11 protein-coding genes are annotated in these 14863 nt (G+C 47.0%); 6 read left to right on the top strand and 5 right to left on the bottom strand.

Annotated elements, in window-relative coordinates:
- Positions 1 to 26: 26 nt before the first annotated feature.
- Genes HMPREF1254_RS02020 through HMPREF1254_RS02030 form a run of 3 tightly spaced genes read right to left on the bottom strand, consistent with a single transcriptional unit; the run spans position 27 to position 3403 of the window.
- Positions 27 to 1016: an HlyD family secretion protein gene (locus HMPREF1254_RS02020; protein ID WP_023056986.1), complete on the bottom strand. Its 990-nt coding sequence runs from the start codon at positions 1014 to 1016 to the stop codon at positions 27 to 29.
- Positions 1017 to 1024: 8 nt separating this feature from the next.
- A complete protein-coding gene (locus tag HMPREF1254_RS02025; RefSeq protein ID WP_036890848.1) occupies positions 1025 to 2512 on the bottom strand; it encodes a TolC family protein in 1488 nt (495 codons plus the stop codon).
- Between the two features lie 18 nt (positions 2513 to 2530).
- Positions 2531 to 3403 (bottom strand): hypothetical protein, encoded by an 873-nt coding sequence (locus HMPREF1254_RS02030; RefSeq protein ID WP_023056989.1) that lies wholly within the window; start codon positions 3401 to 3403, stop codon positions 2531 to 2533.
- 801 nt (positions 3404 to 4204) lie between these two features.
- Between HMPREF1254_RS02030 and HMPREF1254_RS02035 the strand changes: the two genes are divergently transcribed.
- The 6 genes from HMPREF1254_RS02035 (at position 4205) to HMPREF1254_RS02060 (ending at position 10351) form a co-directional block, all read left to right on the top strand.
- Positions 4205 to 4429, top strand: coding sequence for a DUF4492 domain-containing protein (locus HMPREF1254_RS02035; protein WP_023056809.1), 225 nt, complete (start codon positions 4205 to 4207; stop codon positions 4427 to 4429).
- Positions 4430 to 4441: 12 nt separating this feature from the next.
- A complete protein-coding gene (locus HMPREF1254_RS02040; RefSeq protein WP_023056946.1) occupies positions 4442 to 6004 on the top strand; it encodes a cytochrome ubiquinol oxidase subunit I in 1563 nt (520 codons plus the stop codon).
- 20 nt (positions 6005 to 6024) lie between these two features.
- On the top strand, positions 6025 to 7167 hold the full coding sequence (locus HMPREF1254_RS02045) for a cytochrome d ubiquinol oxidase subunit II (protein ID WP_036890849.1): 1143 nt from the start codon (positions 6025 to 6027) through the stop codon (positions 7165 to 7167).
- A gap of 148 nt (positions 7168 to 7315) precedes the next feature.
- On the top strand, positions 7316 to 7966 hold the full coding sequence (gene nth / locus HMPREF1254_RS02050) for an endonuclease III (RefSeq protein WP_036890834.1): 651 nt from the start codon (positions 7316 to 7318) through the stop codon (positions 7964 to 7966).
- Positions 7967 to 8055: 89 nt separating this feature from the next.
- On the top strand, positions 8056 to 8766 hold the full coding sequence (locus HMPREF1254_RS02055; RefSeq protein ID WP_023056978.1) for a DUF2461 domain-containing protein: 711 nt from the start codon (positions 8056 to 8058) through the stop codon (positions 8764 to 8766).
- Positions 8767 to 8806: 40 nt separating this feature from the next.
- On the top strand, positions 8807 to 10351 hold the full coding sequence (locus tag HMPREF1254_RS02060; protein WP_023056828.1) for a ComEC/Rec2 family competence protein: 1545 nt from the start codon (positions 8807 to 8809) through the stop codon (positions 10349 to 10351).
- Positions 10352 to 10367: 16 nt separating this feature from the next.
- On the opposite strand, the gene HMPREF1254_RS02065 is transcribed toward HMPREF1254_RS02060, so the two are convergent.
- Both HMPREF1254_RS02065 and secA read right to left on the bottom strand, forming a co-directional pair.
- On the bottom strand, positions 10368 to 11162 hold the full coding sequence (locus HMPREF1254_RS02065) for an ATP-binding cassette domain-containing protein (RefSeq protein ID WP_023056873.1): 795 nt from the start codon (positions 11160 to 11162) through the stop codon (positions 10368 to 10370).
- 98 nt (positions 11163 to 11260) lie between these two features.
- Positions 11261 to 14593, bottom strand: a complete 3333-nt coding sequence (secA, locus tag HMPREF1254_RS02070; RefSeq protein WP_023056889.1) for a preprotein translocase subunit SecA — start codon at positions 14591 to 14593, stop codon at positions 11261 to 11263.
- Positions 14594 to 14863 lie beyond the last annotated feature (270 nt).

Consider the following 14863-nt stretch of genomic DNA (forward strand, 5'->3'; position numbering starts at 1 on the left):
CATCTACACAATTCTGAAAACCTCACTTATGACTCCTTGATGACGATCGACATTCCTGGACGAAGACCCTCGAATTTTTGGATAGGACGTGCTTTCACCTCGAATGTTTTCAAGTCGTATTGTCCATTGGTCTTGGTGGCTTTCCACACAGCGTATGATCCTTGATCCTTGATATAGAACACTTTCATGTTGATTTCCTTGTTGAAAGCTGGTGCGTATGCCTTGAACGTATCACCCACCTTCATGCCCTTGAGCTGGTCTTCGCGGATGTTGAAGGTTCCCCAAATGTCTTTCATGATGGAAATGCTCATGATGGGCGATCCTGTTCCTACCAGTTCGCCAACCTTAGGATATACACTGCTGATTTCACCTTCTACGTTGGATACCTGAACGGTTTCTCTCAGTAGCGACCGAACCACATTGGCGGCTCCCGCAGCAGCTTGAGCCTGTTTCTTCGCAGCACGTTTCTCTTCTTCGCGAGCGCCGTTCTTAGCCATGTCATATTGGCTCTTGGCCGCTTTCACTTGTGCTTCGCGAGCCTTATAGCCGGCAAAGGCTTCGTCGCGCTTCTGCGCACTCATCACCCCTTGGTCAAAAAGATTTTGCACACGTTCGTACGATTTCTGGGCGATATCTGCCGCCGCTAATGCCTGTTGCCACAATTGATAAGCAGCTTGAATCTGTTCTTTCCTGGCTCCATTGTCAGCCATATCGCTCATGGCTGCTGCTGCCTGTTGTTGGGCTTCGGCGGCCTTTTCCTGTGCATTCACCTCAGGAGCTTCCAGGATGGCCAACGTGTCGCCCACCCGGACGTAATCACCTTCCTTGACTCTTAATTCCAAAATGCGCCCAGGCAGTTTGCTTGAAACGCGGTATTCTGACACTTCAATCTCGCCTTGAACGATCTCGGGCGTCTTTCCCAAGGTGAAAAAACCGATGATGGCCACGAGAATGACAACTGTAGCGAATCCGATGATCGCCAGTAAAATGTTGTTATGTTGTGATTTTGCCGACATGATATTTATTATTGTAAGATGCCAAGTGCCTTGTTGAGGTTTACTTGGGCTAATTTAACTTCTACTTCTGCTTCTATTTTTTGGCTTTGGGCTTTCTGCCAGGCTGTTTGAGCTGCCATGACCTCCGTTGATTCCATGACCCCTTCCTTAAATCCTAAGTTGGCACTGCGCAGGTTTTCTTCGGCGCTTGAGATATTCTTTAAGGCCATGGCCAGTTTTTTGTTGGCCTCTTTCACCTTGAATCTGCTTTGTGCGATTTGCAGTTCTATCTTTTCTTGTGCGTCGCTCATGGTGAGCTCGGCGATGCTGGTGGCCGTCCTGGTGGCACGCACTTTATAAACACCCTCAAACCAGTTCCACACCGGCACCTGAACAATGACTCCCACATTCCATGCACCCGAGAACTTTCGCTGGAAGCCATTGAACATGTTTGGATTTGAGATGAAATAACCACCTGTGAGTGCCACGTGTGGCAGATAGGCAGCCCGGATGAGCCGAGTGTTCTGTTTGCTGATGTCAACAGCGTTTTGCAGCAAGCGCAATTCCGGTCGGGTAGTGGTGATGTCAATCGCCTGATCGGCCTCGATGGTCATTCCCCCAGTCAGCAACTCGGCATTTTCGTCAGCCAATTGGATGTTCTCGTCCAAGGGTAGTCCGCACAATTGACAGAGCAGCATTTTGGCGAGGGCGACTCCGTTTTCGGCCTGTGTCACCTGCATGTCTGCTTCGTTCACTTTCACGTCTACTTTCAAACCATCTGCTCGTGTGGCCACACCTTGCTCAATCATTTTATGAACGTCGGAGCTGAGCTTCTTGACGAGATTCTGATAGCTGTTGGCCAGTTTTTGCTTTTGTTTCAATGACACCACCAGCCAGTAAGCGTGATCGATGTCGTAAAGCGTGGTTTGTGTACGTCGCGACAGGTCGTTGGCGGCCATCTGTTCGTTGATGTCTGCAATGTTGTTGGCTGCGATGATGGCTCCTCCCATGTAGATGGGCTGTTTAACCATCACCGTTCCTGCCCATACTTGCCGGGTGTCTGTCTTCAAAGCTTCATTGATGCTGTTGCCTATGGCGTTTCCGGCTTGGCCGATGGCAGACCCCAGGTTTTCCATCAACGAGCCCAGTTGCTGTGCCATTTGCGGGGAGAGAACCCCTTGTTGTACCAATCCGCCAATCATGGTGGATAAATTGGCTCCCAAGCCGTTGCTGATGTTGGTGCCCAAGTTGGCAAATCCTGCTTTCTGTTGGTCGTTGAGTAGTGAAATTTCCTTACTGATAAATTGATATCCACCTATCGCGTCGACTTTCGGCAGATATTTTGTTCTCAGGGATTTTCGTATGTTTCTGGCCACGTCTTGTTGGAGCTTGGCTACATTCAGCTGCTTGTTGTTGCGCAGAGCCATTGAACGACAACTGTCAAGTGACAGCGTTGTTTGCGCATGAACAGGCAACAGCGTGCCCATCAGAACGAATATCGTATATAGTCTGTTCATCATCGATTCATTCAGCTGCTAATCAAATGTAAAACTTCGTGATCCTATCATGTTGCCTTCTGCAAAGATACTTACCTGATACATACCCGAAACCATGGCTTGGTCTATGTTCCAATAGGCTGTGACATTGGTTTGCTGACCGCCGTATTCCACGGTTTTTTTGGCAGTAGCCTGCAAATTCTTGTTCTCGTATGGGAATGTACCGGCTCCGCCCAGCACACTTCCCGTTGGTGAAACGATGCGCACATACAGCGTACGCATGCCATTGGTGGCGGTAACGTTTTTCGCAATGCTGAAATCCACTTGCAGGGTCTTGGCCTTTTTCATTCGCCTGGTTGCCTTGCCTCGTTTGTCAAGAAGGGATAGGTTAATGCCTATGGCATCCAACTGTGCAGCGATGGCCACCTTCTCAGACAGGTTTGCCTTTTCGGTGCTCAATCCCTCTATTTGTCGGTTGGCTGCTTCGTATTCTCCTTTGATGCGGGTATTTTCCTTGGTCAGGTTTTGATTGAGCCGGTTCAGCGAGTCGATTTCCATCACATAGCTGCGCAGGACGGCGCGCACGGTGGCCAATTCTTTTTTCAACCTGGCAATTTCACGAGCGTCATTGCTCTTTACTTGCTTCAGCTCGTTCAAGAGTCGTTCGGTCTTTTCCTGTTCTTTGGTGAGCTGAGCCACAATGGAATCGTTGCTGATTTGTGTCTTCATCTCACTATATTGATCGGCAAATCGTTGATATTCGTTTTCCATTTCCTGCTTGTCCAGTTCGGCCAACTCTTGCATCTCCTGGTTATGCTGTTGCTGCTTGTTCAAGTTGTAGGCAAGGTATACAATGCCTGCAACAAGTAAAATTATGAAAACGATTATCGGAATGACTACCTTTTTCTTCATAGGTAATATAACTTACTTTAATATTTTTGCAAATTTATATATTTAATGTTGATTGGCAAAAAAAAATAAAAGGCAAATGACCATTCGGCTTGTTTTTAATGTTTTTTGAGAAAAATAAACTTTGCAAAGTAGCTTTCTTGGGTTTCGAGCTTTGTATTTCGTTGTAGGATGTGATGCGACCCCTTGCGCTCAGGGGGATGCTGCATGGGGAGTTAAAGGTATGCGCCAAACTTGCATCACTGCTGTGATGCAGAGGCTTAATAGAAGAAAATGTCAAATATTTTCATTGCTTTTTGCCCCAAAAACAGCTGTTGAAAACTGTTTATCTGGAAAAAATCAATAGGCACAGCGGGTGCAAGTAGGCAACAATTTGGGAAGAAAAAGCGGTTTTTTACACAAATAATTTGGCGTCATCTGCCAAGAAGCACCCTTTTGTCTTGTCATCTGCATGCTCTAACGGGCTAAAAGCATGGAGATACACCGCCAACAGCATGGCTTTTGCAGCTTAAAAGCTATGCTGTTGGCTTCTGAAAGTCTAAATTATGAAGTGTTATGGAGTGCATGCGTGTGTAAGTGTTTGTGTAACAATGTGGTATGAAAGAGTCTTGTGCTTGCCGTATTTGCCAGCTAAAGGTACGTTACTTGCAAATACGACCGGGATTTGGAGGCTTGTTGTCAAGAAAAATCATTCACCCATGTCGGCTTGAATTTGTTTCTTCCAACGTTGTGAATAATTTTTTTTACGAAAAAGTACAACTTTACATATATTTTATTACCTTTACACCCGAAAACTACTTTACTATGAATAAAAACAGCTTTATTTATCGAGCTTTTGATTTATACTATGATGGTTTTAAGCACATGACCGTGGGTAAAACATTATGGGCTGTCATTTTGATTAAACTCTTCATCATGTTCGCCATCCTGAAAGTGTTCTTCTTTCCTGATTTTATCAAGCAGAATACCCAAAAAGGCGATGAAGCAGAATTCGTATCTACCGAGATGATTAAACGAAACATTCATTAAATACATTACATTATGCACAATCTGTTATTAGACATTTCGGCACAAACGATCGACTGGTCGCGTGCCCAATTCGCTTTAACAGCCATTTATCACTGGCTTTTTGTTCCATTAACGCTGGGTCTTGCCGTCGTTATGGGAATTATGGAAACTTGCTACTATCGCACCCGCGACCCTTTTTGGAAGGATGCGGCACGGTTTTGGCAAAAACTTTTTGGTATTAATTTTGCCATGGGTGTGGCAACGGGAATCATCTTGGAATTTGAATTTGGTACCAACTGGAGCAACTACTCATGGTTTGTAGGCGACATCTTCGGTGCTCCGTTGGCTATCGAGGGCATTATTGCTTTCTTCATGGAGGCTACCTTCGTGGCTGTGATGTTCTTTGGATGGAAGAAAGTGTCTCCTGGTTTCCACTTAGCTTCTACCTGGCTCACGGGGTTGGGCGCAACCATCTCTGCTTGGTGGATTCTGGTTGCCAACGCTTGGATGCAGTTGCCCGTTGGACAGGAGTTTAATCCTGATACCATGCGCTTTGAGATGAACTCATTTATGGACGTGGCCTTGTCGCCCTTTGCTGTGGACAAGTTCTGCCATACCGTGACCTCTTCATGGATTATCGGTGCTGTGTTTACAGTGGCCGTAAGTAGTTGGTACTTACTTAAGAAGCGTGACCATAAGTTGGCTCTCGAGAGTATGAAGATAGGTAGTATCTTTGGCTTGGTAGCTGTGGCATTGACATTGATTACCGGGCATAGCTCTGCCATCCAGGTAGGGAAAGTACAGCCTATGAAACTGGCTTCGATGGAAGCTCTTTACAATGGTGGAACCGGCCAGGGACTGACGGTTTTTGCAGCAGTTAACCCATTTAAGCAGCCCGATTATGTGAACCAACAAGAGCCACCTATGAAGATGGCCGTGCCTTATGGCTTGTCATTCTTGGCAACCTTAGACCCCAATGGATATGTGCCTGGCGTGAATGACCTTCTGAATGGTTATACTAAACCAGACGGCACGAAGGTTATCTCGGTAGAAGAAAAAATGAAACGAGGCCAGATGGCCATTGCAGCGCTGCAAGATTATCGTTCAGGTAAGAAGGATGAAGCCACCAAGCAGATTCTGAAAGACAACATGCCTTATTTTGGTTATGGCTATGTAAAATCGCCCCACCAAGTTGTTCCGTTCATTCCGGTGAACTTCTGGGCATTCAGAGTGATGGTTGGCATCGGCATGTTGTTGATTTTGTTCTTTATCTGTTCGCTGTTCTTCGTTTACAAGAAAGACATCATCAAGCATCGCTGGTTGTTGATTTCTGGCATCGTGCTGTTGCCATGTGCTTACCTGGCCTCTCAATCAGGCTGGTTAGTGGCAGAGTTTGGTCGTCAACCGTGGACCATTCAGGATATGTTGCCGACATGGGTTGCCGTGTCTGATATTAAACCGAGTTCGGTTATTGTCACCTTCTTTATATTCTTGATTCTCTTCACCGCCATGTTGGCTGTTGAGATTAACATTCTTTGCAAGGCTATTAAGAAGGGTCCTGAGAATAGTGAAATGTCAAATCAGGTTGAATTATAAATAAGAAAGGTAATACAATGATTACATATAGTTTTTTACAACATTACTGGTGGTTTCTTGTTTCTTTGTTAGGAGCCTTACTGGTATTCTTGATGTTTGTTCAAGGTGCTAACTCTTTGGTGTTCAATCTGGGTAAGACCGAACATGAGCGTAGGATGGTTGTCAACAGTACGGGGCGCAAGTGGGAAACCACTTTCACGACGTTGGTTACCTTTGGCGGTGCTTTCTTCGCTTCGTTTCCTTTGTTTTACAGTACCAGCTTCGGTGGTGCATATTGGTTGTGGATGATTATTCTGTTCTCATTTGTTGTTCAGGCGGTGAGCTATGAATTTCAAAACAAATTGGGAAACATCTTGGGAGTGAAGACTTTCCAATGGTGCTTGGTCATCAATGGTATTTTAGGTCCTGTTTTGGTGGGTGGTGCCGTTGCAACATTCTTCAACGGTTCTAACTTCTTGGTCGACAAGATTAACATCACTAATGGCATGGCACCGGTGATTAGCAGGTGGGCTAACTACAGTCATGGCCTGGATGCGTTGCTGGATATATGGAATGTAGTGCTGGGTTTGGCCGTGTTCTTCTTGGCTCGCATATTGGGTTTGCTTTACATTATTAATAATGTGGCGGATGATACGCTACGCGCTCGTAGCCGTAAGCATCTTATTTATAACACTTGTGCATTCTTGTTGCTGTTCCTTCCGTTCTTAATTAGAACCTTGTTGAAGGATGGTTTCGCCTATGACCCAGCCACTGGCGTGATTTCTATGGAGTCGATGAAGTATCTATACAACCTGTTAGACATGTGGTATCTTGCTATTGTGTTGCTGGTTGGCGTGGTATTGCTGCTGTTCGGCATTGTCAAGACCGTGTTGAGTAACACCTATATCAAAGGTATTTGGCCGGCAGGTATTGGCGTAGTCTTAGTTGTTTTGGTTCTATTGCTCATTGCAGGTTGGAACAATACAGCTTATTATCCTTCTAATGCTGATTTGCAGAGTTCACTGACCATTATGAACAGTAGTAGTAGTGAATTCACATTGCGTACCATGGCCATTGTTTCACTCTTCATTCCATTCGTCCTTGCTTATATCGTTTACGTATGGCATGCCATGGATAGCAAGAAGATTACGAAAGAAGAGATTAAACATGGGGATGCTTATTAAGCTTATCAAATTATAGAAGAATGTGACTAAATTCGGTGAGAAACCTGAGTTTGGTCACATTTTTTTTTATCGAATAACTTTGATGTTGCGGTGTGTGAAAACGCTTCCAGGGCTTGGTGGATTGCGAAATGTTTCGTATTTTTGTGATATGACACGAAAGGAAAGATATCAATATATTCTCGATTATTTCAGAAAAACAACGCCCATCGTTACAACCGAGCTTGAGTTTGGGTCGGCTTTCCAGCTGTTGGTCGCCACGTTGTTAAGCGCACAATGCACCGATAAGCGCATCAATCAGGTAACACCGGCTTTATTTTTGCGTTATCCTGACGCACGTTCCATGGCACAGGCAACGCCCGAAGAGGTGTTGGAGTATGTGCGCAGCGTGAGTTATCCTAATGCTAAATCACGACATTTGGTGGAGATGGCTCAAATGTTAGTAAGCGATTTCGGCGGAGAAGTGCCAGACAACACCGCCGATTTGGTGAAATTGCCTGGCGTAGGGCGCAAGACGGCCAATGTAGTGCAAGCCGTTTGGTATGGAAAAGCAAAGATTGCGGTTGATACTCACGTCTACAGAGTGAGCCATCGCATGGGGTTGGTGTCACAAAAGGCCAACACTCCCTTGAAAGTTGAGCTTGAATTGATGAAGTATATCCCTGAAGAGGATGTGTCAAGTGCGCACCATTGGCTGCTTTTGCATGGCAGATACATTTGTCAAAGTCAACGTCCCAAGTGTGAAAAGTGCCAGTTTGAGCAGATTTGTCCTAAGCGATTGGCATCTTCCAAACTTGCATGAAACATCTTTGAAACTCGCCTAAAACATCTTTGTATCTTGCCTAAAACATCTTTGAAATTAGCATCGTATATCTTCAAAACATCGATTATATGAACATCCAACGCATTTTAAAATATTTAGAGCACATTGCCAAGAACAACAATCGTGACTGGTATCAAGCCCATAAAGACGAATATTTGACTTGTCGCAACGATTTTGAGGAGGGAGTGGAGCAGGCTATCGCAGCCATCTCTAAGTTTGATGCCTCCGTTTCGCATGTAACAGCCAAGGAAGCATGCTTTCGTTTTAATCGTGACACACGGTTTTCGCCCGACAAATCGCCCTATAAAAGACATTTTGGTGCATACATCAGTGCTAAAGGCCGTAAGTCGTTACATGCTGGTTACTACATCCATGTGCAGCCAGGCCATTGTCTGTTGTCGGCCGGAGCCTATTGGTTGCCCACCCATATCTTGACCTCTTGCCGCAATGAGATCATGGGCAACATTGACGAGTGGCGAAGATGTGTGGAGAATGGCAAGTTTGTTCATTTCTTTGGTTATGCCAATCAAGGTTCGTGGAGTGATGAACAGGCATCGGACAAGGGCTTTGGAATCAGCCGGTTGAAGACTTGTCCGAAGGGTTTCCCTGCCGATTATGCGTTCATCGACTATCTTCGAATGAAAGATTATGCTTGCTGGCATCGGGTTGAAGATGATTTCTTTGAAGGAAATGATTGGATAGAACCCATGACAGAGTTATTTAAGGTGGCTCAACCCATGATGGAATTCACTAATCGTGTGATTGATGATTATGAATAATCTGACGACAACTACGAATCAATTTGATGGGCGTTGATGAATGAAAGTGCGTGACTGGCTGCAACTTTATCCCCTCTTTAGGGTTGCCTTGGCATTGATTGTAGGCCTTGTTGCAGGCGACTCTTTCGGGTTTCTCGTGCCAATATGGCTGTGGCTGGTCATTGTTTCATCAGCCTTGTTAATCGTATTAGCGAGCTATCGATGGAAAACAGCGCAGGGAGTGGCCATCCTTTTCACCGTGATGTGCTTTGGCTTTCTGCTCATGACCATGCAGAAAAACCGTCTGACTGTACCCATTCCCGAGGAAGAATATGTGTCTGAAGCCGTCGTGATGACCACTCCAATGGTGAGAGGTAAAGTGGTTCAGTGTGATTTGTATGTCCTTTCGGGACCTTTATCCAACCAAAAAGTGAGGGCATCGATATTGCGCGATACTGTTGAGAGGCGTTATGAGGCGTTGAAGGTGGGTGATGGAGTTAGGTTTCGTTCGGCCTTTCAGCCCATTCGTAATTATCCTTCAGCCCGTCATTTCAATTATCAACGGTGGATGGCGATACGGGGTTATCGGGCGCAAACGTTCATTTATCACCGTGATTGGGCGCAATGTCAGCTTGATTTGACAGGCATGCCTCGGTTCGAACGATTGCGTTTGAAGGCGCAAAAGGTGCGAGAAAAGCTGCTGAGTCATTATGCTGCCCATGGTTTTGATGATCAAGATTATGCCGTTTTGGCTGCGATGACGTTGGGAGAAAAGTCGTTTTTGTCCAAACAGACTAAGGAAATCTTTTCTATTTCGGGTGCTTCGCATATCTTGGCCCTTTCTGGTTTGCATCTTAGCATCATCTATGGATTGCTCGTCTTGGTGCTGGGTGGGCGAGGGTTGCGGCGTGTTTTCAGTCTTGCTTTCGTGGTATTGACCGTTTGGGTCTATGTGTTTTTAACGGGAATGTCATCAAGTGTCATGCGTTCGGCCATCATGCTCACCGTTTATTCATTGGTGTCACTGCTCAACCGCGATAAGATGTCGCTCAATGCCTTGTCACTTACGGCCATCGTGATGTTGCTGCTGCATCCGTTGAGCTTATGGGATGTAGGCTTTCAACTGTCTTTTATGGCTGTTGCGGCCATTCTGTTGCTTTATCGACCCATTGAGCGTTGGATGCCTGAAGCCATCCTTGTCAGGTCTGCCGTTGTGAGAAAGTTGTGGGGAATGATGGCTGTATCGTTGGCGGCACAACTCGGTACGGCTCCGTTGGTGGCCTATTATTTCGGCCGTTTTTCGTGTTATTTCCTCCTAACCAACCTCTTGGCCATCCCATTGACCGTCCTCATCCTTTATACCTCCTGTCTTTTGTTCGCCTTGTCCTTTGCACCGTTGTTGCAAAGTGTCGTGGCTGTTGCGCTAACTTGGATGACCCGTGTGCTCAATCATTATCTTTCCTTCCTCGCAAACTGGCCGGGAGCGAGCGTTGAAGGCATTCACATCAATGTTTGGCAGTTAGCACTCATGTACGTCATCATTGTTTGTGTTTGCTGGGTTGCATCTTATTTACGTCAAGCATACGTTCGTTCGCGCATCATGTAATCAACATTTTTCGTGTTCATTCGGATGCATCCTGCGTCCCATTGAAATAATCTTCCAGTTCTTTTTCAGCCTGTCCGTGTATGTTGGGCAGATCCTTGATGATTGAACCTTTCTCCATCAATGCCACTCGATTGGATATTTCCACCGTGTGTTGCAGGTTGTGACTGCTTACGAGGATGGTGGCTCCCGTTGTTTGATGATAGTTCAGCAACAATCGTTTCAAGAAGTTCTGACTCGAAGGATCCAGGAAATTGAAAGGCTCATCAAGGATTAGCAGCTTTGGTTGTGCGATGAGAGCGGAGATGATGCCTATTTTTTGCTTGTTTCCGGCTGAGAAATCGCGAATCAATTTCTTCTGACCGAGTATCTCGCCATTCATGAATTTGGACAGTGAAGCCAAGAAGGTGGAAAGACGTTCCTTGTCAATGTGATTCACTTTGGCAATGAATTCAAAGTACTCCTCTGGTGTCAGAAAGTCGATGAGGAATCCCTCGTCGATGTAGGCGCCCGTATATTGTTTCCATTCTTCCGATTGGGAAGGGTCTACCGTGAAAGCTTCAGCAGCCGGTGTGCAATCCACTGGGGTTTCTGACGCAGGCTCCTGATGCGGGTCGGTGTGTCCGAAAGTGAGTAATACCCGCCCCTCATCGGCCCTCAGCAGGTCGAGCAGCAGTCTGAATAGCGTCGTCTTTCCAGCTCCATTGTTACCTACCAATCCGAGAATATCCCCATCATGAATCTCGAAGTTGGGGATGTCAACGGCAATTTTCTCGCCAAAAGCCTTTTTTAAGTTGTTGATTTGAATGTTCATGGGTGCAAATGAATCAAAAAAATGATAGACGGTTGTGCGCCCATTTCTGGTGTGTTTGTGAGCGATTCCAACCATCTATCATTTTCATACGTTGATGTTTATCGAAGATTTTTGCCGTGGCAGTTCTTGAATTTCTTGCCGCTTCCACAGGGACAAGGATCGTTTGGACGTGGCATCTTGTCCTTGATGTACGGCGTACGGTTCACCTGTTGTGCCTGTTCGCGCGTGTCTTGATGGGCAGCTGCGGCCTGACCGGGGTCTGTTAGGTCATCTTTCTGCTCGTTATAGCGTTGACTTCTCTGTGCCGGAGCAGCCTCACGAACCTCCTCCTGTTGCATTTCAGGAATCTGACCGCGCATCAAGATGCTCGTCGTTTGGTTGTTCATGTCGTTAATCATGCTGTCCCAGAGCTTCGCACTCTCCAGTTTGAAGATCAGCAGTGGGTCTTTCTGCTCGTACGAAGCATTCTGTACACTGTGGCGAAGTTCGTCCAGTTGTCGCAGATTCTCCTTCCAATTCTCATCAATGATATGCAGAACGATGCTCTTCTCAAACTGTTTCACGATGTCTTTAGCTTCCGTATCGTAGGCTTCTTTTAGGTTGCAGGAAACCTGGTACACACGCTTTCCGTCGGTTATAGGTACGGCAATGCGCTCAAACCGCTCGCCCTGTTCCTCCTGTACCTGCTTGATAACCGGCCAAGCAACCGCTTGTATCCGTTCGGTTTTACGCTTGAAAGCCGCCATCGCATCTTGGAAAGCACGTTCGGCCAAATCTTCGGGGTTGCCGGCGTTGAACTCTTCTTCGGTGAAAGGACATTCCATCGCCAAGGTTTTCAAGAAGTCTTCCTTGCAACCCACATAATCATTCGAGTTGATGATGTTGACACAACGGTCCCAAATGATGTTAGCGATGTCCATACCGATACGCTCACCCATCAGTGCGTGGCGCCGTTTCTCGTAAATCACGGTGCGCTGCTTGTTCATCACGTCATCGTATTCCAGCAGATGCTTACGAATACCGAAGTTGTTCTCTTCCACCTTCTTCTGCGCGCGCTCGATGCTTTTCGAAATCATCGGGCTCTCAATGCGCTCTCCATCCTTGAATCCCAGACGATCCATCACCGAGGAGATGCGCTCAGAACCAAACAATCGCATCAGTTTATCTTCCAGACTGACGTAGAATACCGAACTACCTGGGTCGCCTTGACGGCCTGCACGACCTCGCAACTGGCGGTCTACACGGCGGCTTTCGTGGCGTTCGGTACCGATGATGGCCAAACCACCGGCCGCTTTCACTTCGGGCGACAGCTTGATGTCGGTACCACGACCGGCCATATTGGTGGCGATGGTCACCGCACCAAGGCCGTTTATCGATTGTCCGGCCTGTGCCACGATGTCGGCTTCCTTTTGGTGTAGCTTGGCGTTCAGTACGTTGTGTGGGATTTTTCGCATGTTCAGCATCTTGCTGAGCAACTCAGAAATCTCGACCGACGTGGTACCTACCAAGCACGGACGGCCACTATTGCGCATTTCTTCAATCTCTTCAATCACGGCAGCATATTTCTCACGCGCCGTCTTGTATACGCGGTCGTCCATGTCGTTGCGCTGCACGGGACGGTTGGTTGGTATCTCCACCACGTCCAACTTGTAGATATCCCAAAACTCGCCGGCCTCGGTAGAGGCGGTACCCGTCATACCAGCCAATTTGTGGTACATGCGGAAGTAGTTCTGCAAGGTGATGGTGGCGAAGGTCTGCGTGGCAGCTTCCACCCTCACATGTTCCTTTGCCTCAACGGCTTGGTGTAGTCCGTCGCTCCAGCGGCGGCCTTCCATGATACGACCAGTCTGCTCGTCAACGATTTTCACCTCACCGTCGATTACCACATACTCGTCGTCTTTGTTGAACATGGTGTACGCCTTCAACAGCTGTTGCAAAGTGTGTACTCGTTCACTCTGTACACCATAGTGTGTCAGCATTTCGTCTTTCTTGTCCAACCGCTCCTGGTCAGAGAGTGAAGTCTCATTTTCCAGTGCTGAAAGTTCGGCTGTGATGTCAGGCAGTACGAAGAGTTCTTTGTCGTTCACCTGTTTGGAGAGCCATTCGGTACCCTTGTCTGTCAGGTCGCAGCTGTTGAGTTTCTCGTCCACCACGAAGTACAGTGGCTCCACGGCCTTCGGCATTTCGCGGTTGTTGTTTTGCATGTAGTACTCTTCGGTCTTGAGCATGCCAGCCTTGATGCCTTCTTCCGACAGATATTTGATAAGTGGCTTGTTCTTCGGCAGCGACTTGTATGAACGGTATAAGGCGAGGAATCCCTCCTCAGTCTTCTTCTGGTCTTTGGCTGCTTGGCCCTCTGAAATCAGCTGTTTGGCCTCTGCCAAGAACTGTGTGGCCAGTTTTCGTTGCACGTCAACCAATCGTTCAACCAGCGGTTGATATTCTTCAAACATCTGGTCGTCACCTTTTGGAACGGGGCCGCTGATAATCAATGGGGTACGAGCGTCGTCAATCAACACCGAGTCTACCTCATCGACGATGGCGTAGTTGTGCGCGCGTTGCACCAAGTCGTCTGGAGAAACGGCCATGTTGTCACGCAGGTAGTCGAAACCAAACTCGTTGTTGGTACCAAAAGTGATGTCAGCCAGATAAGCCTTGCGGCGTTCTGGTGAGTTGGGGCGGTGCTTGTCGATGCAATCAACGCTCAAGCCGTTAAACTCGTAGAGCGGTCCCATCCACTCTGAGTCACGCTTGGCCAAATAGTCGTTCACGGTAACAACGTGCACACCGTTACCCGTCAAGGCGTTGAGGAACACGGGTAGGGTGGCCACCAGCGTTTTACCCTCACCCGTAGCCATCTCGGCTATCTTACCTTGGTGCAGGGCGATACCGCCGAAGAGCTGAACATCGTAGTGTACCATTTCCCATTTCAGGTCGTTTCCACCCGCCGTCCAATGGTTATGATAGATGGCCTTGTCGCCGTCGATGGTCACGAAGTCCTTGTTAGGGTCGGCGGCCAACTCGCGGTCGAAGTCGGTTGCGGTAACGATTGTTTCCTCGTTTTCGGCAAATCTCCGTGCGGTGTCCTTGACGATGCAGAATGCGGTGGGCATCACCTCGTTCAGGGCTTTCTCGTAAATCTCCAGCGCCTCTTTCTCCAACTTGTCTATCTCTTCGAAGATGGGTTCACGCTCATCGATGGCCGTTTCTTCAATTTTGCTCTTCAGTTCGGCAATCTTGTCTTTTTGTTCTTTGGCGGAGTCTTGTACGTACTTCTGTATCTCCTTGGTCTTGGCACGCAGTTCGTCGTTGCTCAGCTTCTGAATGTCGGGATAGGCCTTCTTCACCGTCTCCACGAGCGGTTGTATCAGACGCATGTCTCGGCTTGACTTGTCGCCGAACAATGATTTTAAGAATTTATTGAAATTCATCTTTTATGGTTGTTTTTGTTTATTTCTTATTATATAATGTGTTGCAAAATTACGAATAAAATTTGTTAATTTGCCACTTCTCTTTTAATTATTTGATATTCTTGGCGTAAAGCCATCTCCAGGCACCTCGCACCCTTGGTCAGGTAGACTTTCTGGCCTTTCATTTCAGCCTCTCAAGTTTTGCTTTTCAAAAGCATTGACTTTAGGGGCCAATCTCCATGAGTTTGGCACTCAATCTCCATGACTTTGGTAGTCAATCTCCATGAGTTT

Origin of the sequence: Prevotella sp. BV3P1, from assembly GCF_000479005.1 — a bacterium.
In the GTDB taxonomy this organism is placed as follows: Bacteria; Bacteroidota; Bacteroidia; order Bacteroidales; family Bacteroidaceae; genus Prevotella.

Excerpts from the sequence above, each read along its gene's own strand:
- HMPREF1254_RS02020 (WP_023056986.1), bottom strand. The coding sequence starts at position 1,016 with ATGTCGGCAAAATCACAACATAACAACATTTTACTGGCGATCATCGGA.
- HMPREF1254_RS02065 (WP_023056873.1), bottom strand. The coding sequence starts at position 11,162 with ATGAACATTCAAATCAACAACTTAAAAAAGGCTTTTGGCGAGAAAATT.
- HMPREF1254_RS02060 (WP_023056828.1), top strand. The coding sequence starts at position 8,807 with ATGAAAGTGCGTGACTGGCTGCAACTTTATCCCCTCTTTAGGGTTGCC.
- HMPREF1254_RS02035 (WP_023056809.1), top strand. The coding sequence starts at position 4,205 with ATGAATAAAAACAGCTTTATTTATCGAGCTTTTGATTTATACTATGAT.
- secA (WP_023056889.1), bottom strand. The coding sequence starts at position 14,593 with ATGAATTTCAATAAATTCTTAAAATCATTGTTCGGCGACAAGTCAAGC.
- HMPREF1254_RS02030 (WP_023056989.1), bottom strand. The coding sequence starts at position 3,403 with ATGAAGAAAAAGGTAGTCATTCCGATAATCGTTTTCATAATTTTACTT.
- nth (WP_036890834.1), top strand. The coding sequence starts at position 7,316 with ATGACACGAAAGGAAAGATATCAATATATTCTCGATTATTTCAGAAAA.
- HMPREF1254_RS02040 (WP_023056946.1), top strand. The coding sequence starts at position 4,442 with ATGCACAATCTGTTATTAGACATTTCGGCACAAACGATCGACTGGTCG.
- HMPREF1254_RS02055 (WP_023056978.1), top strand. The coding sequence starts at position 8,056 with ATGAACATCCAACGCATTTTAAAATATTTAGAGCACATTGCCAAGAAC.
- HMPREF1254_RS02025 (WP_036890848.1), bottom strand. The coding sequence starts at position 2,512 with ATGAACAGACTATATACGATATTCGTTCTGATGGGCACGCTGTTGCCT.